This is a genomic window from Paenibacillus sp. JT31N17 (genome assembly GCF_056269255.1).
This window is the reverse complement of the sequence record NZ_JBWDNP010000012.1, coordinates 89342-111872: the sequence shown is the minus strand read 5'-3', so window position 1 is coordinate 111872 and position 22531 is coordinate 89342. Positions and strand designations below refer to the sequence as shown.

Sequence of the window (22531 nt, the reverse complement as noted above, 5' to 3'; positions counted from 1 at the left end):
AGCTTGCTGCGCTGCTGCAAACGCTTGTTGTTGTGTCAGTTGGGATACAAATTGTATCATTTGGTGAATACAATGCTCATTTAAGAATTGAGGCGCCCCCGTGAACCGGAAATGGTTATATCGACAGCTCATTCCCTATGTCTCCTTTTTCGTGATGGTGCTTATCACTTTGGCCTGCATTACCTTCATCTCCCTGAACGACATGTCCAAGAAAGCCTCGCAGCAGGTCAATGCTTTAGCGACCGAACGCCTGCTGAGACTGGTCGATTACTCGCTGCAGGAGATTGATAAGCTGGTAATAAAGGAATTGTCCGATAACTCCAGGCTGATTCGCTTCTTCTACGACAGCAAGGACCTCGTCCTGGAGGAAGGCGCAGCCTCGGAGACGATCAGAGGCTGGAAGGTCATTAATCCGCTGATCGACTCGGTCTATCTGTACCGGAGAAGCGACAATACGGTTCTGACTAATCTGATGCGGATTTCATTGTCCGCATTCCCGGATGCCGCCTTTCTAATTCCGCAGCTGAAGGAGCTGCCCTCCAAGCCGTGGAGCGATCCAAGAAGCTATCAGGAGCCGATATTTCAAGGCAGGACGGAACAGGTCGTCTCCCTTGTGAAGGATATTCCGTTCGCGAACGGAGAGCTCGGAGCACTGGTGGTTAATGTCAAAACCTCCTCCATTAAGGCACTGCTGAATCCGGATTCGCAAATAAACGACGGCTATATTGAGCTGTTTAACCGCTCCGGCCATTCCTTCAGCGGCTCCGGCACGGAGGAGGACGGGAAAATTCTGGCGGAGCTGCGCTCCGAATATACAGGATGGACGCTCCGCAGCGGTCTCAGCCGTTTTGCCGTGAAGCAGTTTCCCGAAGCCTCCATTATCATTCCTGCCGCTGCGGCATTATTTTTCACGATTATCGGCATTTTATGGTTTATATTTATCGCCAGAATCAACTACAAGCCGATCGGTACGATTATGGACCGGCTGCAGTCATTTACACAGCGGAAGGACAACATCATCGATTTTGAAGGCAATCATGAATTGATCATTATCGATTCCGCCATCGACCGTCTGATCCGCCAATCCATCGATTACGAGAAAACGCATGAGGAGGATCTGGTCTATAAGAAAAAGGTATTCTATCATGATGTGCTTATGGGCAACCGTGTCGTCGGGGCGGAGGAATGGCGGCGCGAGATGGCCGGCTTGCAGCTTCCTTACGATTCGCAGCAGTTCCGCGTTATTGTGGCCGAGATCGACAAGTATCCGCAATTTTGCGCGGAATACAACCAGCGGGATCAGAATCTGATCAAATTCGCGATGGTCAACGTTGCGAAGGAAGTAGCCCTGTCCGTGAAATGCACCATTTGGCTGGAGTGGCTGGAGAGCAACAAACTGGTTATGCTGCTTCTGGGCGATCCTTATAATGAAGCGCAAAAAAAGCCGGGCGTCACGGATCTGCTCGAACCCTTCCGCAGATGGGTCCAGGAGCATTTGAAGTATACGGTAACAATTGGAGTAGGCAGTATCGTTGATTCGCCGGACAATATTTCGCTTTCGTTCGAGCAGGCGTCGGATACGTTGAAGCAAAAGATTTTTTCGGGAACGAACAAGGTCATTTTTACGGAAAATACCATTGAGGATACGTACTACCTGTCGATTCATGAATTTTTGCCGGAAATCCGCCGAATACCGGTCATGTACCGGATGGGAGAGCCCAATTGGCAGGAAGCGTTCAATGAGCTGTTCGATTCGTTCCGCTCCGGTAGCATGAACCGGGATGACGCCGTTGCGCTGATCAACGTGCTTCTCAATACATTCCACAGAGAGATCAAAGAGCTTCCGGTGGATTATCAGAAAGTGTGGGAAAGCCTGGCGCTGCCGATGCTCAGCGAGACCTTCTCCACGTTTGAAAGCCTGGAGGAGGTGCAGCAATCGTTTCTTGGTCCCTTGCTGACCTTCGAAGCACAGATGAAGCATTTGCGGGACAGCAAGCAGCATGCCTCCACAGTTGAGGAGGTACGACGCTATATTGATGAGCATTATACAAATCCCGATCTCTCTCTGATTCATCTTGCCGATGTATTCAAAATCAATCCGAAATATATAAGCTACCTGTTCAAGGAACAATTAGGCATCAATTTCATCGATTATCTGTCTGTCGTCAGAATGGAGAATGCCAAGCAGATTCTATTGTCCACTGATCATTCGATTCCCGACATTGCCGTCCAGGTCGGTTATATTCATGCCGTTTCCTTCCACAGAGCCTTCAAGAAAATCGTTGGTGTGACGCCTGGGATTTACAGGAAGAAGAAAGAGCTCAATACGGGGGAGCGTTCATATGGGCATTAAACGATTTCAAAACCATATTCCCAGAGTCGTTTATTTTGTGGATCGGCGCTGCTTCCCCGAGTGGGAAATAGAGAAGCAAACGATCCACTTTCATGATCTTACTTTCATCGTCGAAGGCCAGGCGGTTTATAAGGTGGACGGCCGGCAGTATGCGGTAGAAGCCGGTGACGTCATCTATATTCCGGCGGGCTGCGTCCGGGAGGCCAAGACGGTCAAGGAATCCCCGATGCACTCGTTCGCTTTCAATTTTGTATGGATGGACGCCTATCACAACAATCCTCTGCCGTTTGAGAGGGTGAACAAGAATTTCAATACCAATGAGATATTCATTCATATTAGAGAGTTCAACGATGTCTGGATGAACAAGCAGCCGGGATATGTGATGCGGGCACGGGGGTTATTCCAATTGATTCTTCATCGTCTGCTGTCGATTTATTACGATCAATCCCTCGACACTCCCTATGATCCCAGAGTGAACAAAGTCAAGGCGTATATTATGGAGCACTTCGCGGAAGAGGTGGATATTTCGGAGATCGCAGCCATGCTTCAACTGCATCCTTTTTATTTAGGCAAGCTTTTCAAGAAAAATACGAATTATTCGGTCAAGGAATATATCAACAAAATACGCGTCAATCATGCAGAGATGATGCTGCATACAGGGGGATTTACCGTGAGCGAGGTAGCGGACCGGTGCGGGTTTAACGATATTTCGTATTTTAGCAAAGTATTCAAAGCGAGCAAAGGTTATTCTCCTTCTATGGCTGCAAAACTATAGTTAGTTTGAGCATTTCAAAAAAAATTTACGATTTTTATATGGGATATATTATTATAAATATTTGATAATTACCAATTATATTTGGTTTATCCATGGATTACAGATTATTGAATTCATATAATACAACGTAAGAGGAGGCTGCAGTGAAGGGAGGAAAGGTAGAACATAATGAAGCCGTTATTTTCAACCTTATAGAATGTATAAGTTTCACTTTCACATTTATCCATTTCTATAAGGTCTGAGGGAAGAAACTTGCTGCGCCACCAAAGGACGGCGATGCCGTTTCTTCTTATCTGGGCAATCTTCTTCGGGGATAAAATAATCGAAAAAAGGTGCCTTAGCGTCCAGGCAGCTTAATTCAAAGGAGAGATTAGGATTATGGGGAAAAGACTTTTATCCTGCATGCTGGCGATTGCTATGGTTTTCATAATGGCTAATACGCACGCCATGGCCGCAGACAGAGCCAGCGTCTTCGTCATGTTCTGGAATAATGACGATGCCAAAACCGTAAGCATGTTTGAAACAAAGCACGAAGGCGACACAGTGGAAGATATAGCCCCGGCAGACTTGATACGCGAAGGCTATACGTTTGACGGGTGGTACCTGGATAATGAGACCTTCGTTAACAAATGGGATTTGAAAACGCCAGTTACCGGAACTAATCTGTTTCTATTTGCAAAATGGATAAAATCGGGCAGCAGCGGCGGGAGCATTCTGACCGGACCCGGAAGTGTTTCAGCCGGAGAAGCATTTGACATTACTTACAGTTTGAAGGATTACAGCGGCGAGGGGCTTGCGCAGGATATCACCGTTTCCTTCGATGCCGGCAAGCTGGAGTTTGTCGGTTCGTCATCGCTGGACGAGGACTTTATCATCGTTGATCATAAAGAATCGGCACCGGGGGTTATCCGCTTCCTTAGCATTTTCCTCGGCGATTTACAGACCGGTCCGGACGGCAGCCTGATGAAGCTGAGCTTCAAGGCGAAAGCGGACGCTGCAAGCGGGCAAGCGGATGTCAGAATCACGAATGCGGTGGTCGCTGACGGTGCAGGAGCAGAACATGAAGTCCTAGGAGCTTCGCATTCAATCGAGATTATCGGCGTCGAGAAGCTGACATTGGCCGAGTTGATTGAACAAGCGGGGACCTTGCATGACAACGCAGTCGAAGGAAAACAGGTCGGTCAATATCCGGCAGGCTCGAAAGCGGTGCTGAATGCGGCGATCGTGGCGGCACAGCAGGTGCTGAACAATCCGTCCTCCACATTGACGGATATCGAACAGGCTGCAACTCAATTGAGGCAAGCGGTAAAAGTATTCAGCGATTCAGTCATTGTATACATTCCTGGAGATTACAACGACGATGATCAATTGAGTGTGGGCGATTTGGCAGTTATGGCAAAATCGTACGGCAAAACATCAGCTGATCCGGACTGGGATCTGGTGAAGAGCGGCGACATGAACGGTGACAACAAGATCGATATCGAGGATCTGGTGCTGGTAGCCCGAATGATCATTGAATGGTAGACCAATAGATAACAAGGAGGATGCACAATGTCCAGAGCGAAGAAATTATTATTCCTGCTGCTTTGTCTATTAATGATTTCAGAGACGGTTTCTACGGCAAACGCCGCCACAACGCCAACGGCCTTCCCGACCTTCCCGAATGTCGGAAGCCTTCAGCCTATTTATGAATTGCCTAATCTGTTTAAGTTTAATGACGGATCTATGGTTGAAACCGCTGCGGATTGGACGTCGCGCCGTGCGGAAATTGCCAATATGCTTCAATACTATGAATACGGCTACACCCAAAGGCCGGATACGCTAGTGGCAACACGTACCGGCAATACGCTGAATGTGACCATGACCAAAGAATATCCAAATCCTGACGACCAGGCAGCACCGATTGTTAAAACAACGACCTTTAGTGTTGCTTTCACGCTTCCAACCAAGGAGAATCTTGATGCCATTGGCCAAAGCTTCCCGGTTCCGGCGTTTATCGGCGGCGGTCCGACAGGCTATCAGGCCAAGGGATATGCCTCTATCCCATGGCCAGGCAACACCAATGTTGGCAATAACGCCAATTACACCGGGACGTATTACGACTTGTTCCCTTACGACCCTGACAGTGTCGAGTTCAACACGGGCAAGCTGATTGCCAGCGCATGGGCCGCATCACGGGTTATAGATGCTCTGGAATGGCGTGATCCGGTTACCGGCAAGGGTCTTTTCCCTGAAATTGACGAAACCCAAATGATTTCTGCCGGATTTTCGCAAAATGGCAAGAGAGCGCTGTTGGCGGGCGCCTTTGATGAGCGCATGGGTATGGCGTATGTGCAGCATTCCGGCCAGTGGGGCGCGTCCAGTCTGCGTTTTACCCATGACTCCAAAAAATATCCCGCAGGCAACAACAACACCTATACGAACTATACAGCAGACGAAATGGATCCGAGCAGCTTGTACAGCGCCCGCACAGGCCTGCGCAAAGAACAGATGAGTCAGAATCAGGGCAGCTATGTTGCATGGTTTTCGTCTCGTGTGCAGCAGTTCACCAACGCCAACAAGTATGATTATCCGCTGGATCACCATGCTTTGATTGCGCTGATGGCGCCGCGCCCTGTGATGATAACAGAAGGTATGGACGATTTCTGGAACGGTCCTGAAAGTGTGGCTATCTCCACAGCCGGCGCAAAACCCGTATTTGAATTGCTGGGTGCGTCCCAGAACCTTGGGCTTGTCATCTCCCCCAAGACAAGACACGCGCAAACCAATCTTGAAACAGCCTCGGCTTTTGCCATGGCGGACATGAACTTCCGGGGGATTGCACCAACATTCACGGATTACCGCGGGAATGACATTGCAACCCAATCCGTTGTCCCAAGAGACTTCACGTTCCACCCGTTTGAAATCGACCCGACGGCAATACCATGGTCGGTACCGGGGCAGTATGGCGTTGCTACCGTTAATAAACGAGATTTTGTAGAGGGGCTTCCTGTAACGATACCGGTTGTGTCCGATGCTTCTGCGGTTACGATCAAGGACCCTGACGGAAAAGTACTAAGCACTCAGAATGTTGTAAACGGAAAAGCATCATTTGAGCTTGCGTCCAATCAAACCAAGGCCGGATATTATACCATTACCGCTTCCGGCGCAGAGAAGCGCAGCCGCGACATCAAGATTGAATGTATGACATTGGAATACATGTTCCGTCCGGAAATTCTGCTTGAATCCGAAGAGAATACATGGCATTGGGCTTTTCCCGAAAAAATCAACCCAGACACCATCCGCGTTTCCTTCGACAGCCGCAGCTATGAGGAATTAAAAAAGGATATTCATAACGCTTCCGCAAATATAAACGCACCAAGCACGGAATATTCTCTTGAAATCCAAAACTATGGCGTCATGATACGCCGGTTTGGCAGGGATTACAAAGCCGGTCAAGCCCGCTACTTCGACGAGGCGCAGGGCAAAATGGTCACAGCCAAATTCGATCCTGTCAAAGTTATTCACATTGATGGCATTGAATTCCCGGATGTGCTTCCTGGCTATACCTTCTCGTTGACCATGGATATTCCAGACGATTTGAATAATTGATGAACGAGCCTGTCTAAAATCAAACCCAAAAGCTGCGGACAATAATGATCCGCAGCTTTTGGGTTTCTTCATGCGCCGCATGCTGTACGTCGGCAGCCCAAACCATGACCCACGGGAAGCTCTGGCTATATTAAGGGGGATGGCTTCATTGGGGAATTCGTTTATTTTGACCGTGAATCAAGGAGAGGAGGACGAACGGGTAATCGAGCTTCCTAAACCATCGGCTTCTCCTTGAATATGGCTAGCGGTGCGGACTTGACAATAGGCCGGGGGTAGCAGGCAACGACCGTTTCCGCGACGTCCGGCGTCCAGATCGGACACGCCGGATGTCGCGGCCTGCTGCACAGCAGGGGTGGCGACCCTGATGCCGAAGCCGCCGGGGGCCGTGTGGGAGGACGATGCATCCTCGTCGCGGGCGCCGGCGGGACTTGGCCCATGCCGCCGTAGGCGCATCTTGCGGGCAGCCGTCTCGCGGAGAGGATCTGTTCGACGATGGGAGGACCCATGAAGGCTCCTTCTCTGTTCTTGCTCGCCGTCTACTGCTTCAGGTCGCGCAGGTGCGTTGTCAGATCTTCCAGCGCATTGGACCAGCCGTCGTAAAAGTACTTATCGCCGGGCTGACCGGCCAATCCGCGCAGGTGGAAGATCATCTCGGTGCGGTCGCCCTGTGCGGTGAGGGTTAGGGTCACGACAGGGGAATTCTCGATGGGATCATCGGGGGAACCCCAGGTGAAGACGAGCCGTTCGAAAGGTACGACATCGAGGAACACACCTCCGGTGTGATACTCCTCGCCGGTCTCGGCGTTGACCATTGTGTAGCGGTAGCGTCCGCCTTCGCGGACGTCGAAGGAGATGGACTCCAGAGGTGTCGAAGGCAACCAGGCGGCGAGTTCCTTCTTCTCGGTCCAGGCGCGCCACACGAGCTCGCGGCTGACATTCAGGGTACGGGTGATAGTGAACTCCGGTGCGGATGTAGACATGTTCATTGTTCCTCCTTTTTGATCATGGTCTTGAGGTGTTCCTCCAGTGCGTCGATGCGCTGGTTCCATTCACGGCGGTGTTTCTCGACCCAGGCCGATGCCTCATCGAGTGGTTCGGTGCGCATCGACAGGGTCCGCCACTGTGCATTCGCTGTGCGTTCGATCAGCCCTGCTCGCTCCAGCACATTGAGGTGCTGGGAGATCGCGGGTGCGCTAATCTCGAAGGGCTCGGCGATCGCCCCGACTGTTGCGGGCCTCTGTGACAGCCTGGTCAGGATGTTTCGGCGTGTCGGATCGGCAAGCGCAGCGAAGATGAGGCTGAGTGAGTCCTTCGCAGCCAATTAATAACCTCCTTAATTAAGTATATTATTAAATATAGGCCACAATGTGTAATCATGTCAAGCTGCCTGGAAATGGTAGTGACGCACAGGCCAAAGGATCGCTGGCGCGCACCCCGGCAGTGTGATGGTCTCGATGCGGGTGACAGACGTCGGAGCGAGTTGCAAGCAGCTGCTGCGCCCAGAGCCGATGGTGATTGTTCGCTGCCGACTTCCGTTTGTTTGTTGGTATGTCTGTGTCACAACATGCTTCATCAACGGAATTGAATTTGAATCGTACGAAGCTTATAAGAATATGTTTGTGTCATTAGACATCTAAATCTAGTTCTTAAATCTAGTACTCGATAATTCAAAGGAGATGTGACAGGTTCCAGTCTATCAAATATGGAATCTTATGGAACGAATATGCCTCGGTTGCCGTAATATTATTACCCTTAAACAGACAATTGTCCCGCTTAAATCTCCCATTGACAAATATTACTCCTTTGATTACTATATCCTTAATAGATATATCCATAATGGATGTATCGATAAGTGATATTCGATCGATAAGGTTGTCACGCTTGGATGATCCAATGACCTGATGGGGGTGATTTCTTGCCATAGCGAGAGAATTGGGGAATGCGGAAACAGTCATCTATATGAAACAACAATCCATTGAAAAAATAAACAGTTAAGAGGAGTGAGCGGATAATTGAAACGGTTATTTTGGAAGTCGATGTCCTATGCAGGAGTTAAATCGTTAGTTATTGCGGCCTTGTCCATATCTCTCATAACACCAACAGCGCTTGCTGCAGAGGTTGGCAGCAGCGATTTACAGCAGCCGAAGGATCTGACCGCAAGCAGCGCAGAAGTATTTCTGGATGATTTCTTTTCGTCGGATGCTGCGAAACCCAATTATGTCGGAGCTTCCGTCGTCATCGTCAAAGACGGCCAGATCATCGCCGAAAAAGGCTATGGCTATGCAGACGCATCGAAGCAGAAAGCGGTAGACCCGGCCCAGACCGTGTTCCGCATCGCTTCCGTATCCAAAACCTTTACCGCTGCGGCCATTATGCAGCTTGTGGAGCAGGGGAAAATCGATTTGAAAGAAGATTTCCGCAGCTATGTCAGCGGTCTTGATTTCGACAATCCGTTTGATACGCCTGTCACTGTGGAGCAGCTGCTTACGCACACAACCGGATTTGAAATCCGCGATCCGCAGGCAGAGGATATCCATCAGGACTTCGACAGGTTCGTGGAGATCGAAGACTATGTCCGCGGGCATATGCCGCCGGTAGTCCGCGAACCCGGGACTTCATACATGTATGATAATTTCGCCTACCTGCTGCTGGGTCTTATTGTTCAGGAGGTCAGTGGAGAGCCCTACCAGACTTATATGGACGATCATATATTCGGTCCGCTCGGTATGGAGAACAGCGGTTTTCTGCTTGAAGGAAAGCTGAAAGAGAATCTGGCGATTGGTTATGATGCAGCCGATAAACCGCTTGAGCTGTATACGGTTACACCAACCGTTATGCCGCATGGGGGGATGCTGTCGACCGCTGAGGATGTCGGCAAATTTATGACGGCATTCCTGAATGGGGGAACAAGCGGCTCAGGCCGTATTTTGTCGGAGGAATCCGTAGCGTCGATGGAACAATACCGTTCCTTTATTCATCCTCTGCTGCCCGATACCACTTATGGTTTTGAGGCGCCCTTCCAGCTTCCCGGAGCCGGCAGCAGCCCGCAAATCTTTACCAAAGCCGGTGATTTAAACGGCTTCAGCTCTTATCTATTCCTGATTCCCGAACAGAATACCGGTGTTTTTCTTACTTACAACAAAGCGGGAGCGCTGCGGAATCTGTTCTATCCCCAGTTCATATCAACGTTCTTCCCGCAGTATGCCAAGCCGGCTGAGCTGGACGAATATACACCGCAGTCCCCGCAAGAGCTGGATAAGTTCAAAGGGCTTTATGCCGATCTCCGGCTGAATGTTTTTGTGTCATCGCTTGGTGTGGATGAGCAGGGGGCGCTGTCGATTTCCGATACGTTTCTCGGTCCGCGCAGCCTGCGGCAAGTAGACGATAATTTGTTTGTTGATAATATTACTAATCAGTTTACAGCGTTCAAGCTGGACGAAAGCGGACAAGTCGCTTATATGAAGGAGCCCTATATTAATCCGCTGGGGTACAGCGGCAAGGGCGAGGAGGCAGTCGGGTTCAGCGATGTGAAGGATAGCCACCCATATGCCAAATATATATTCGCGCTGCAGTCCCTGGGCTATTATCCTAATGATGCCGGAGAAGCATTCCATCCGGAGCAAAACGTAACAAGAGCGGAGTTTGTACAGAGAATATTGGAAGCAAGCCTTATCAAGGGCAGTAAAACAACCGAGCTTGCCTTCAAGGATATTGAAGGTCATCCGGCTGCGCCTTTCATTCAGATGGCCTATGAAATTGGTATGGTCACGGGAAACAGTGCCGGCCAGTTCGAGCCGGATCGGGCTATTACTCGCGAGGAGTATGCAGTCACGCTGTGGAGGCTCCTCAAAGCCCAGTACCCGCCGGAGATTTTTGAAGATGTGAAGCTGTCGGGGAAAACGAAGGAATGGGCGGTTCAAGCCGTGCAAATGATGGTTGCACTGGGCCTGCATGGCCCGGAGGTTCAGATTGGGCCCGGAGGCGCTGCCGACTTCCATTCGATGAAGCCGGTGACACGTCAAGAGGAAGCGGCGGTCTTGTTCGCCATCCTTACCCAGCCAACTGATCAAATCGTAGCCGCGAAGAAGGCGGCTGCGGAGCAGCAGGCCAAGCCCGATGCAGAAACGGCTGCAAAAGCATCATAAGATTCAGCGCGTTTCACTGATACTCCCGCTATTTCAGAGGAGGGCAAGCCCATTTCAGGAATGAAACGGGCTTACCCTCCGTCTTTTATTTTCACGAAAAACCGGCTGATTGCATAATACGCGGCTCCTCTTACCGCAGACTGTTCACTCAGCTCCGCAAACAGGATCTGCAGCTTTTCCCGGTGATAAGAGAGAGTACGTCTGCTTACGGCATCGCGCACAGCATCGCCGATCCACTCGCGGGCCCGGCTCATCCGGTTGCCGATAATGACGACCTCGGGATTAAACACGTTGACAATATTGGCGATGCCAATCCCTAGGCATTCGCCGATCCTCCGCAGAAGCTCGATTACCTTTTCATCCCCTCTGACGGCAGCTGCCAAAAGAGCCTCCAGATCGCCATAGCCCAAGGGCTCGGCCTGCTCAAGCAGCGCATTCTCGGAAGCGTACAGCTCCCAGCAGCCTTTATTGCCGCAGCGGCAGGGCTTGCCATTCATCTCGATCGACAAATGTCCGAGCTCGCCGGAGAAGCCCGAAGCGCCCTTGTATAATTCTTTCCCGAGAATAATCCCGGTTCCGATCCCGATTCCCACACTGACATAGATTTGATCGGCAATTCCGCGCCCGGCACCGTACTTCTGCTCGCCCTGGGCCCCGGCATTCGCTTCATTATCGATGGTAACCGGCACGCCGAAGCGCTCTCTCATGATGGCTTCCATCGGCACATGCGACCAGGCCAGATTCGGCGCAAACAGAATGTCGCCCTGATCATTGACGATTCCCGGGACGCCAATGCCGATACCCACAAGACCGTATGGACTCTCGGGCATGGCTGCGATCAAGGATTCGATGCAGTCATTCAGCTTCGGCAGCACATCTTCAATCTCATGGGCCTTGAGCGTCAGCTCGCGCCCGGATATGACCGCTCCCTCCAGATCCGTTAGAACACCGCGGATGTAATTTACCCCCAGATCGATGCCAATGGCGTAACCTGCGCTGCCCCTGAATACCAGCATAACCGGCTTGCGTCCACCGCTTGACTCGCCCGGACCGGTCTCAATAACCAGATGAGCATCAATCAGATCCTGAACCAGACTGGATACGGTTGCTTTATTAAGTCCGGTTTGCTCGGATATTTGGGCCCTGGATAGAGGAGCGTTCTTCAAAACGGCATCCAGCACAATCGCTGTATTGATCTTTTTGACAAGGGCCAAATCTCCGGTCGTTTTCATCGCTCAGGTTTCCTTTCTTCCAGCTTCCTGGTCCACTATCATGGATATGGGAACGATTTTACCACGATCAGGACGAAGGTTGCATCTTTTGTTTGTTTGCTCAGGATAATAAGAGCGGGAGGAAGCAGCCAGAAGCAGAAGGACAAATTTATTTTTTGAAAATTTGACTTAGTTTAATGGACAAACCAAGTTCGGGAATGCTAATATAACAATAAGAACGTTTTCAAGAATCAAACAGCTCGTCATAAACCATTTTAGGAGGCCCAAATTTATGAGTTATTTTAAATCAGTCGGCAAGATTGCGTTTGAAGGTAAAGGTTCGGACAATCCCCTTGCATTCAAGCATTACAACCCTCATGAAATCGTACTTGGCAAACCGATGGAAGAGCATCTTCGTTTTGCTGTAGCGTACTGGCATACATTTACCGCATCCGGAGCAGATCCGTTTGGTGTAGGCACGGCAGTTCGCGGCTGGGATTCCGCCAACGCCATGGATCAGGCGAAAGCCCGCGTAGACGCCAATTTCGAATTCCTGGAGAAAATCGGCATTCCTTATTACTGCTTCCATGACCGCGATATCGCGCCTGAAGGCGAAACGCTGCAGGAAACCAACAAAAACCTCGATACCATTGTAGATCTGCTGGAGTCGAACATGAAGTCGACCGGAACAAAGCTGCTGTGGAATACAGCTAACATGTTCACGCATCCGCGTTTCGTTCATGGCGCAGGCACAACCTCCAATGCGGACGTTTATGCCTATGCCGGAGCGCAGCTGAAGAAAAGCCTTGAAGTGGGCAAGCGTCTGGGCGCTTCCAACTATGTATTCTGGGGCGGCCGCGAAGGCTACGACACGCTGCTTAACACGGATATGGCGCTGGAGCTCGACAATTTGGCGCGTCTGTTCCATATGGCAATCGCCTATGCGAATGAAATCGGATTTGATGCCCAATTCCTGATCGAGCCGAAGCCGAAAGAGCCGACAAAGCATCAGTATGATTTTGACGCTGCAACGACGATTGCCTTCCTGCAAAAATATGATTTGAAAAATAAATTCAAGCTGAACCTTGAAGCGAATCACGCGACGCTTGCCGGCCATACGTTCGAGCACGAAATCCGCGTAGCCGCCATTAACGGCATGCTGGGATCGCTTGACGCCAACCAGGGCGATTTGTTGATCGGCTGGGATACCGACGAGTTCCCGACAGATCTGTATGCGACAACGCTGACTTTGTACGAAGTGCTCAAAGCCGGGGGACTTGGCGACGGAGGAATCAACTTCGACGCCAAAGTGCGCCGCGGATCATTCGAGGACGAGGATCTGTTCCTGGCTCACATCGCCGGTATGGACAGCTATGCATGGGGACTGAAAGCGGCCGCCAAGCTGATTGAGAACAAGGTGCTCGACAATGTGCTCGACAACCGCTACAGCAGCTTCCGCGAAGGCATCGGCGCAGACATCGTTGCCGGCAAAGCCACGCTGCACACGCTGGAGCAGTATGCCCTGCAGAACAACCCGATCGTCAACATCTCGGGCCGCCAGGAGCGGATTAAACTGCTGCTGAATGAAGCTATTTTCAACGTATAAGTTCGAGTATAAATTTTAACATCTATTTAAGAGGGAGGCTCTGAGCTTATATGCCTTATGTTATCGGGATCGATCTTGGCACAAGCGCGGTGAAGGCGCTGCTGCTTGACAACAGCGGTGCGGTCGCCGGCGAAGCTACCCGGGAATATCCGTTGTTCCATGAGCATTCCGGCTGGAGCGAGCAGCGTCCGGATGATTGGGTGGAAGGAACGCTCGGCGCAATAGCCGAGCTGCTCCGCTCGTCGGCAGTTGCGCCGGAAGCGGTTGAAGGCATCAGCTTCTCCGGTCAAATGCATGGACTTGTGCTGCTGGATGGGGAAGGCAATCCTGTGCGCAACGCCATTCTGTGGAATGATACGCGCACAACGGCAGAGTGCCGCGAAATTGAACAGACGCTGGGAGCAGGTCTGCTCAACATTACGCGCAACCCTGCGCTGGAAGGCTTTACGCTGCCGAAGATTTTGTGGGTGCGCAAGCATGAGCCGGAGCTGTTCGCGCAGGCGGAGCTGTTCCTGCTGCCGAAGGACTACGTCCGTTACCGGCTGACAGGGACGCTGAATATGGATTACTCCGATGCGGCGGGAACGCTGCTGCTGGACGTTGCGGGCAAAAAATGGAGCCGCGATGTGCTGGCATCCTTCGGTCTTGGCGAATCCTTCTGTCCGCCTCTGGTTGAATCGCATGCACGGGTTGGAACGCTGCTGCCTGAGGCGGCTGAGCGCTCAGGTCTGCCAGCTGCGACTCAAGTATTCGCTGGCGGTGCGGACAATGCATGCGGCGCGATTGGAGCAGGCATCCTGCAGGAGGGACTTACGATGTGCAGCATCGGGACCTCCGGGGTTATTCTCTCCTACGAGGGCGGCAGCGGCAATGATTATGCCGGCAAGGTGCATTTCTTCAACCACGGCAAGGAGGATGCCTTCTATGCCATGGGCGTGACGCTTGCGGCCGGATACTCCTTGAGCTGGTTCAAGAATACATTCGCCAAGGGCGAGTCCTTCGATGAGCTGCTCTTCGGCATTGACGGGATTGCTCCGGGTGCGAACGGCCTATTGTTTACACCTTATCTGGTAGGAGAACGTACGCCACATGCTGATTCGGTCATCCGCGGAAGCTTCATCGGCATAGACGGCTCGCATGAACGGAAGCACTTTGCCAGGGCGGTTATGGAGGGCATTACCTTCTCGCTCAACGAGTCCGTCGACCTGTTCCGTCAGGCCGGCAAGACGGTCGATACCATCGTATCCATCGGCGGGGGCGCGCAGAATCCGGTCTGGCTGCAGATGCAGGCCGATATTTTCAATGCCGACGTCGTTGCGCTTGAGAATGAGCAGGGACCGGGCCTTGGGGCAGCTATGCTTGCCGCCTATGGCTGCGGCTGGTTCGAAAGTCTGGATGCATGCGCGGAACGTTTCGTTAAGCGGGCATCTGTCTATAAGCCGCAGCAGGCGGCGGTAGACGCTTACGCGGGCCTGTTCCGTATTTATCAGGAGGTATATGGCCAGACACGGGGTTTGAACGAGGCGTTGAAGTCTTTCCGGAACTAGTTAACCGTATTACCGTTTAGCGCACTGGCTTATTGAGCCGCTTTCTTCGGGGTGCCCGAAGGGAGCGGCTATTTTTCGTGCCTTTATATTCGTGCCTTTTTATTACAAGACAGCGGATGAGATACGGAACTATTCGCCCAGCTTGAACCGGGTCAAATGGTCCTGGAGATTTTCTTTCATCAATATTTCCTGCTGCTTCTCCCCCATGAGATCGAAATGGGGAAAAGGGGGACGGTCATGAATATATTTGGGATTCAATCCGTGCTTCACACACCATATCCGGAGCTGCTTCAGATTGGCATTGCCGACTTTGGTGACGGAGGTGATATCGGGAAAACGCGGATCGTACCAGTAGTGGGTCAAATAGGCGGTTTCTCCGCTTAAGACGGTTTTCTTCCAAAGGTTCAGTTCTGCTCTCGTTATGCCGAAGGCCAATGCTCCTCATCCTTTGCTTTGAGTGGTAGTAAAGAGTATATCACGGCCGGGACCGCTGTTGTATGCATGAATGCCTCCTCATCCTAAAGATGGTTATACGTGATTGACGGAGTACGATATACTATAATGAAGTGAAATAGGCTTGCCACGCGGTGAACGGTTTTGAAGATAAAGGAGTGAGCACGTAAACGATGAACGTATTAACGGTAGACATCCGTAATGCCGGCTATGAAGAGAGCAAGCCGATTATCCGCGACGTTTCATTTTCCGTAGAGGCAGGCGAGCTGGTTGGATTGATTGGTCCCAACGGTGCGGGCAAAAGCACCACGATCAAGTCGCTGCTGGGACTTCTCCGCCATGTGGACGGGACGATCGTCTTCTCAGGCGAGAGCAAACGCTACGCCTATGTGCCGGAGCAGCCGGTGCTGTATGAATATATGACGCTCTGGGAGCATCTGCAGCTGGCGGCGGCAGCCTATGGACTGGATGAGACGACTTTTATGAAAAGAGCCGGATTGATGCTGGACAGGTTTCGCATGACCGATGATCGTCACCGTCTGCCTACTGGCTTCTCCAAAGGGATGCAGCAGAAGATGATGCTTATTATCGGCTTTATGCTGCAGCCTGATGTATATGTGGTGGATGAGCCTTTCGTAGGCCTGGACCCTCGCGCGACCCGCGATTTCCTGGAGCTGCTGGAGGCGGAACGACGCCGCGGGGCCGGAGTCCTGATGTGCACGCATGTGCTGGATACGGCCGAGAGAATCTGCAACCGGATCCTGCTTATTAATGGCGGCTCCGTTGTCGCCCAGGGGACGCTGGACGCCGTCAGGGAGCAGGCAGGCTGCGCTGCGGATGCGCCGCTTACGGATTGTTTCTATGCGCTTACCTGATCCGGGAAAACAGCTGGCGCAGAACGCTGCCATCATGTTTTTTAATTAGAAGTAAGTCTGAAATCCGGTCTAACGGCAACATATATTTCTGAGATGAAGAAGCCTGCTGTGCCGTTAAAGGAAGACGGGCAGCCGTTGCTTCTTGGGAGGTTCTAAGGTGGAGTCAATACCAGCAGCACCGCTTGATGTGAAAGAGGACAAGCCCGGGAGCTGGACGGCAAGAAAGCTGTTCCGCCGCAGGGCGGTCCGTTATATCCGGGAGCAGTGGGGCGTTTGGCGTACGGCTCTGGATTGGTCGGTGTGGCTTTATATCGTGATCCCCGGACTCTGGATCGGGGGCGGGCTTTATGTGGAGCTGTGGCGCGACCCTCCGGTCTGGCTTGCCGACATGCCCTTGTGGGTTGGTGAGCGGGTTGCTTTGATTGCCGTATTGGTTGGACGTTTGCGGACGTTCGCGGAAGACGCCGATGTGCTCTTTCTCCTGCAGAGAAAAGAATGGGGCCGCAGCCTGACGTTGCGCGGCATGGGTTACACGGCTGTCATACTGTCCATTCTGACTGTTCTGATCTATGCGTTCCTGCTTCCTTTTCTCATTACCTTGCATGGCCTCACGATGAGCTCGGTCGTGTCATTGGCTGTTTTTACCCTTGTGTGGTCAATGATCGGAGCAATCTGGCGCAACCTGATCGAAGGGCGCTACCGCGGCTGGCGCAAATGGCTGTGGAAGCTATTGTCCACCATTATATTGGGCGCCACCTATATTATACCGGTTATCATATTCGGAGCGGATTGGCTTCAGCTGCTGCTGCCGATTGCGCTCGGAGCCGTCGTTCTCCTGGCTCTGATGCGCCTGAAGCTGCGGGCGCGCGATACATTCGACTCGGACGTCCAGCAGGAGCATAAGGCCCGTCTGGCCGTCACAGGGCTGCTTCTGCGGGGCGTCATTACCCGCAAGCCGCGTATCCAGTTGAACCGGCCGTTGATTTTCCGCCAGTCGAACCGGATTTTCAAGTCATTTGATGCGGAGGCCATCTTGGCGGAGGCCGTCCTGAAATCTTTCCTGAGGCGCTTCTCGCTGCTGCGGATCTGGCTGAGCTTTGCCGCGCTTTCGGTGCTTGCCGTCAGCTTGTCGCCAGGGGGATTGAAGCTGCTCATAATCGCCGTTTTCCCTATTCTGTTGTCACTATGGGTCCAGTCCCATTGGCGGAATGTGATTGCTGAGGCTTTTATTGCTCAATTCCAATGGCCGGACGACGTTCTCATGCAGTCCGGGGAACGTATCCGCTTCTGGATCGTGGTGCCTGCCGTTGGGTTTATGGGCCTGGTGGGAGGATTGCAAATGTACGGGCTTGGGGGGCTTCTGCTTATCGTACCGGCTGTATTCGTATGGATGGTCATCAATAAATTCCTGTCCACCTTCATGATGCTCAGATTCAAGCAGGAGAAGGGCTGAATTTCTGATGGTTTCAGGCGGCGGTGAACGGCCGGTCTGCATGGCGCAGCATTAAAAAGGGCACACTGTTGACAATAGGGTCGACATTCCAAGTAGGAAGGGAAAGTGTGCACGATGCGAAATTATATGGACCTGCTGTTTGAATTTGCTGATGAGAACGACGCGGCGCTGGCATCCAATACGCTGGATGAGCTTGGTTATGCTCCAGTGCTTTTGGATGGAAAACCTAATGTTCATATTCAACTGGACGGGGGAGATCTGACCTCCGCAATCGAGATCGCGCAGGCGCATGGCGGCAAGCTGGCTGTGCAGGAAATTCCCATTCCGGCGCATATGGTCAATGAGGACTGGATCGCCAAAGAGGAGCAAAGCGAGCCGGGGCAAACGGGACTAAATGTGCCCGATGCTGAGGATTCCCTGCATAACCGCGACGGGGATGCCCGGCAGGAAAATCTTACTGGCTGCGACAGCGGCACTTACGATCATTTTTCCGGCGATGTGCATAATTGAATAATGCGACAACTCAAAACCTGGAATAGACGGCTTTGCAGGCATGCAGCGTCCGTCGTTCCTTCCTGCAAAGCTGACAGCGCCACAATGGCTGTCAGCTTTGTTCATGCCGGAGGAACTTATTGCCGCAGCGCAGCGGCGCTCATTCCTGCCGTATAGCCGGTTGTGAAAGCGGCCGTGATGTTATAACCTCCGGTGTACCCATGGATATCCAATATTTCGCCGCAGAAGAACAGTCCCGGCGTCAGCCTGGATTGCATCGTGCCGGGATCGACTTCCTTCAGGTTTACACCGCCCCCGGTAACGAAAGCCTCTTCGATTGACAAGGTTCCGTTTACGTTGACCGGAATCCGCTTCATCAGCCGCACAAGCTCCATCCACGGTCCCTTCGCCACATTGTCAAAGGTCAAATCCCCCGAAATTCCGCTGCGGCGCAGCAGCCATTCCAGCAGCCGCTCCTGCACGACCGTGCGAAGAACGTTTTTGATTGCCTTCTTGGGCTCCGCCTTGATGAGCGACATCGTGGCCGTATATAATTCGTCGGCCGATTGCTCCGGGAACAAATCAATACTGACCACTACATCACCCTTGGGATCCTTCCTGAGCGCCTTTACGACAAACTGGCTGCAGCGGAGTGCGGCAGGACCCGACAGGCCGAAATGGGTGAAAATCATATCCCCTTCATGCTCAACAAGCTTCTTTCCCTTCGCATTCCATACCGTGAGCGTGATGCTCTGCAGGGATATGCCCTGAAGCTCGCGGTTCTGGATCCAGGGCTCGGCCGAGGTAAGCGGCACCTCCGTGGGGTACAGCTCCGTAATCGTATGACCGGCCTGCTCCGCCCAGGGATAGCCATCTCCGGTCGAGCCGGTATGCGGCACGGATTTTCCTCCGGTCGCAATGATAACGGCTGCGCTTCTGATCTCTTCTCCTGAGCGCAGTTTCACGCCAAGCAGCTCTCCGTCCTTAATCAGAAGACCGGCCACCGGCTCGTTGACCCGCATCTCGACACCTTCCGAGCTTGCTTTGCGGATAAGAGTTTCCACGACCGACTTGGCTTTATCCGATACAGGAAACATTCGTCCGCGATCTTCTTCCTTCAAAGGAATGCCAAGCTGCTCGAAGAAAACCATAATGTCGCGGTTGCTGAACTGGGCAAGAGCGCTGTAGAGAAACCGCCCATTGCCGGGGATATGACGGATCAGCTCCTCGAGCTCCTTGGCATTGGTCACGTTGCACCGGCCGCCTCCGGAAATGCCAAGCTTTCTTCCCAGTTTATTGCCTTTATCAATAAGCAGGGTCCGGGCTCCTCTTTCTGCTGAAGCAATGGAAGCCATTAGTCCGGAAGGCCCTCCTCCAACAATGACGACATCGTAATTCATATATTCTCCTCGCTCATAAACAGTTATTTGGACAATGCTGCTGCGCAGCCAGATTCGTCCCCACTATCATACTACCTTTGTTCTTTTTGCGTCCATATTTGCTCCACTGCGTAGCGTCTATTCGACAACATCAGATTTTATGGCATTTTTCCTGAGTGAGTCAATGGATCGATGATTGTAAATTTGATAGACCTATGTTTTAATCGGAGTGAATGGGAATAAACAGCTGGTAAAATAAGGGATGGATTGGGGGGAGATCGGATATTTGTGGAAGCAAACGCTATTGCAACTCATTGTCGCTTTGATACCCGTGTTTGTCTTTCAGACGTGGACTGAGCATCTCAAACAAAACAAGGGATTTTCCATTTGTATTGCCTTGACCTGCAGCGTATCCATCTTGTTTGGATCCGTCACCACGATAAGCTTCCATGGGTTCGATCTTGATTTTCGGGCCATTCCGTTACTGATCGGTTCTCTATATGGGGGAAGCTTTACAGCAGTCGCATTGGCATTCATGTTTGCGCTCTCACAGTTTCTGAGGAACGGATGGGGGATCGGAATCGATCTGGTCGGACTTGTTATTGTTCTTATCCCAATGCTGTTTGTATCCATAAAACGATTTCAACAATCTTCGCTCAAAGAAAAACAGTTTATCGCCTTTTTTATGATCACCATTATGGCTTTGGTTATGGGAGATTCCTTATTCAGTCATCTTGTATCTTCCAGGCATTTCTATGATCCAGCCGTTGTCCGGTATTATTTATTGTATGGACTGATCAGCATTATTGCAGTGGTTTTTTGCATCAGCCTGATGGAAAAAACAATAAAAAGCCAAAAAAATATCGATGAGTTTCAAAATGTATCAAACGAGCTGCGAAGTGAGGCTCACACGCTCCACCAAATGCTTGAAGAAAGCCAAGTTGGCGTCATTTTCGTGGACAGGAGCGGTATTGTCTCCCACATTAACAAGCGGGCCATGTGTATTCTGAGCCATAAACTCTCATCGGGGGACCCGGAGGATTTGCTCGGCAAGTCCTATTCCAGCCTTTACGAGAATGTGGAGCAGGACGAATTGGGCCAGTTGATTGCAGAGGCGTTAAGCGGCAATAATATGTCCAGCGACAGCGTGCAGGAGCAGGGCAAGATTTATTTGAAGCAGGGATTCAGCGTCCGTGACCAGCAAAACAACACCGTTATCGGTGCGGCTCTTATGCTTTACGACAAGACGGAGGTAAGCCGTCTGCGCGATGAAGTCGGGCGGATGGAACGGCTTAGCCTCGTCGGGCAGATGGCTGCCAGCATCACGCATGAAATCCGCAACCCAATGGCCGTAATTCGCGGCTTCGTACAACTGATGCGGGAGCGCAGTCCCGATCATCAACAGGAATATTTTCGTATCGTCATGGACGAGCTTGATCGGGCCAACAGCATTATCAACGACTTTCTTTCTCTTGCCCAGAACCAGATGATTGAGAAGGAAAGCTGTTCGCTGCATGATCTGATCAATGAAATGCTGCCGCTGCTCTGGGCTGACGCCAATATGCGGGGGCAATCCATTGAACTGGAGCTGGCTGATCAAATGCCGCGTCTTCTGCTCAATGTAAAAGAAATGAAACAGCTTATATTGAATCTGGCCCGCAACGGGATGGAGGCCATGGATCAAAAGGGTGTGCTTACTCTTGGGACGGTCGTTCATGCCCAGCAGGTGGAGCTTCGGGTTGGCGACAACGGCTGCGGGATTTCCGCGGAGCAGCAGGAGAGGCTGTTCGAACCCTTTTATACAACAAAATTACGCGGCACAGGCCTTGGCCTTCCGCTTTGCCTTAGTATCGTAGAACGTCACGGGGGTCAGATCAAGGTTGAATCGACAGAAGGTGAAGGTACGCTGTTTATTGTAGCCTTCAGCATGCAGCAGCGAATACATGAGGCCGCAGCAGCGGCGGAATATGGAGAATAGGATGCCGGAACTGGTTTCAATTGGATCAGCCCGCCTGGATGGCTTGCTGCTGACTTTTATTTTATCGGCCGCAGCCGGGCTTGGCGCATTATGGCTGTGGCAGAGAAGAAGTCCGGATAGCCCGGACAGGGTCCTTCAGGATCTGTTGTTCAACGCGGTTGTAATTGCATTGCTGGGATGGAAGCTGGCTTTTATCATAAGAGACCCCGAGTCAGTCTGGAATTCGCCGCAATCGCTGCTGCTTGTACGAGGAAGCGATACAGATGCCTTGATCGGCCTGTTCCTGGCCCTGGTGTATCTGCTGATTGCGGTCCGCGTCCGCAAGCTTTCCTGGCTGCGTCTGCTGGATACCGCGGCTATGGCTGTGCTTCCGGGCAGTGTAATTTGGAACGGGCTGACGGATTTTCCCTATCGGATTATCTATTCACTGTTATTTCTTATTGTATACATATATCTTCTGCGGCCGGTCCAGGCGAGTGAGCCTGTAAGCGGAGAATACGGGAGAGCGGGCCTGCTGGGTGCGGGGATAGGAGGGCTGGTGGTCAGCCTGTTCGCTCCGTACCCGCCAGGCGATTTTCCGGATTTGACAGCGGGCCTGAGCGCTCTCCAGTGGTGCTTCATCCTGCTCGCGGCTGGAGGAGCGCTGCTGCAGGTAAAAAAGGGATAACCCGGC

The 22531-nt window shown here is 51.8% G+C and carries 17 protein-coding genes; 12 read left to right on the top strand and 5 right to left on the bottom strand.

Annotation, left to right across the window (positions count from 1 at the left end; translation table 11 throughout):
• Positions 1 to 100: 100 nt before the first annotated feature.
• The 4 genes from AC0YOB_RS28155 (at position 101) to AC0YOB_RS28140 (ending at position 6719) form a co-directional block, all read left to right on the top strand.
• Positions 101 to 2353, top strand: coding sequence for a helix-turn-helix domain-containing protein (locus tag AC0YOB_RS28155; RefSeq protein ID WP_475795605.1), 2253 nt, complete (start codon positions 101 to 103; stop codon positions 2351 to 2353).
• Positions 2343 to 3128: an AraC family transcriptional regulator gene (locus AC0YOB_RS28150; protein WP_475795604.1), complete on the top strand. Its 786-nt coding sequence runs from the start codon at positions 2343 to 2345 to the stop codon at positions 3126 to 3128. The genes AC0YOB_RS28155 and AC0YOB_RS28150 overlap by 11 nt, the downstream gene beginning before the upstream one ends.
• Positions 3129 to 3506: 378 nt before the next feature.
• Positions 3507 to 4652, top strand: coding sequence for a cohesin domain-containing protein (locus AC0YOB_RS28145; RefSeq protein ID WP_475795603.1), 1146 nt, complete (start codon positions 3507 to 3509; stop codon positions 4650 to 4652).
• 27 nt (positions 4653 to 4679) lie between these two features.
• On the top strand, positions 4680 to 6719 hold the full coding sequence (locus AC0YOB_RS28140; RefSeq protein ID WP_475795602.1) for a glucuronyl esterase domain-containing protein: 2040 nt from the start codon (positions 4680 to 4682) through the stop codon (positions 6717 to 6719).
• A gap of 536 nt (positions 6720 to 7255) precedes the next feature.
• Here the strand turns inward: AC0YOB_RS28140 and AC0YOB_RS28135 are convergent.
• Positions 7256 to 7699 carry an SRPBCC family protein gene (locus tag AC0YOB_RS28135; RefSeq protein WP_475795601.1) on the bottom strand — a complete coding sequence of 148 codons (444 nt, stop codon included), beginning with the start codon at positions 7697 to 7699 and terminating at the stop codon, positions 7256 to 7258.
• A gap of 2 nt (positions 7700 to 7701) precedes the next feature.
• Complete coding sequence (locus tag AC0YOB_RS28130; RefSeq protein WP_475795600.1) at positions 7702 to 8040, bottom strand: ArsR/SmtB family transcription factor; 339 nt, start codon at positions 8038 to 8040, stop codon at positions 7702 to 7704.
• 691 nt (positions 8041 to 8731) lie between these two features.
• Between AC0YOB_RS28130 and AC0YOB_RS28125 the strand changes: the two genes are divergently transcribed.
• Positions 8732 to 10864, top strand: coding sequence for a serine hydrolase (locus AC0YOB_RS28125; protein WP_475795599.1), 2133 nt, complete (start codon positions 8732 to 8734; stop codon positions 10862 to 10864).
• A gap of 71 nt (positions 10865 to 10935) precedes the next feature.
• Here AC0YOB_RS28125 and AC0YOB_RS28120 read toward each other — a convergent pair whose 3' ends face one another.
• Positions 10936 to 12096: an ROK family protein gene (locus AC0YOB_RS28120; protein ID WP_475795598.1), complete on the bottom strand. Its 1161-nt coding sequence runs from the start codon at positions 12094 to 12096 to the stop codon at positions 10936 to 10938.
• A gap of 271 nt (positions 12097 to 12367) precedes the next feature.
• Here AC0YOB_RS28120 and xylA point away from each other — a divergent pair, with 271 nt between their 5' ends.
• Both xylA and xylB read left to right on the top strand, forming a co-directional pair.
• Positions 12368 to 13681, top strand: coding sequence for a xylose isomerase (gene xylA / locus AC0YOB_RS28115; RefSeq protein WP_475795597.1), 1314 nt, complete (start codon positions 12368 to 12370; stop codon positions 13679 to 13681).
• Between the two features lie 50 nt (positions 13682 to 13731).
• Positions 13732 to 15228, top strand: a complete 1497-nt coding sequence (gene xylB / locus AC0YOB_RS28110) for a xylulokinase (protein ID WP_210044110.1) — start codon at positions 13732 to 13734, stop codon at positions 15226 to 15228.
• Between the two features lie 129 nt (positions 15229 to 15357).
• Here xylB and AC0YOB_RS28105 read toward each other — a convergent pair whose 3' ends face one another.
• Positions 15358 to 15663 (bottom strand): hypothetical protein, encoded by a 306-nt coding sequence (locus tag AC0YOB_RS28105; protein ID WP_475795596.1) that lies wholly within the window; start codon positions 15661 to 15663, stop codon positions 15358 to 15360.
• Between the two features lie 191 nt (positions 15664 to 15854).
• Between AC0YOB_RS28105 and AC0YOB_RS28100 the strand changes: the two genes are divergently transcribed.
• The 3 genes from AC0YOB_RS28100 (at position 15855) to AC0YOB_RS28090 (ending at position 18519) form a co-directional block, all read left to right on the top strand.
• Positions 15855 to 16556: an ABC transporter ATP-binding protein gene (locus tag AC0YOB_RS28100; RefSeq protein ID WP_210044112.1), complete on the top strand. Its 702-nt coding sequence runs from the start codon at positions 15855 to 15857 to the stop codon at positions 16554 to 16556.
• 157 nt (positions 16557 to 16713) lie between these two features.
• On the top strand, positions 16714 to 18009 hold the full coding sequence (locus AC0YOB_RS28095) for an ABC transporter permease (RefSeq protein ID WP_475795595.1): 1296 nt from the start codon (positions 16714 to 16716) through the stop codon (positions 18007 to 18009).
• Positions 18010 to 18123: 114 nt separating this feature from the next.
• On the top strand, positions 18124 to 18519 hold the full coding sequence (locus AC0YOB_RS28090) for a hypothetical protein (RefSeq protein ID WP_475795594.1): 396 nt from the start codon (positions 18124 to 18126) through the stop codon (positions 18517 to 18519).
• A gap of 119 nt (positions 18520 to 18638) precedes the next feature.
• Here the strand turns inward: AC0YOB_RS28090 and AC0YOB_RS28085 are convergent, their stop codons facing one another.
• Positions 18639 to 19901 (bottom strand): BaiN/RdsA family NAD(P)/FAD-dependent oxidoreductase, encoded by a 1263-nt coding sequence (locus AC0YOB_RS28085; RefSeq protein ID WP_475795593.1) that lies wholly within the window; start codon positions 19899 to 19901, stop codon positions 18639 to 18641.
• Between the two features lie 265 nt (positions 19902 to 20166).
• Here AC0YOB_RS28085 and AC0YOB_RS28080 point away from each other — a divergent pair, with 265 nt between their 5' ends.
• On the top strand, positions 20167 to 21858 hold the full coding sequence (locus AC0YOB_RS28080) for an ATP-binding protein (protein ID WP_475795592.1): 1692 nt from the start codon (positions 20167 to 20169) through the stop codon (positions 21856 to 21858).
• A gap of 1 nt (position 21859) precedes the next feature.
• Positions 21860 to 22525, top strand: a complete 666-nt coding sequence (locus AC0YOB_RS28075) for a hypothetical protein (RefSeq protein ID WP_475795591.1) — start codon at positions 21860 to 21862, stop codon at positions 22523 to 22525.
• Positions 22526 to 22531: the final 6 nt, after the last annotated feature.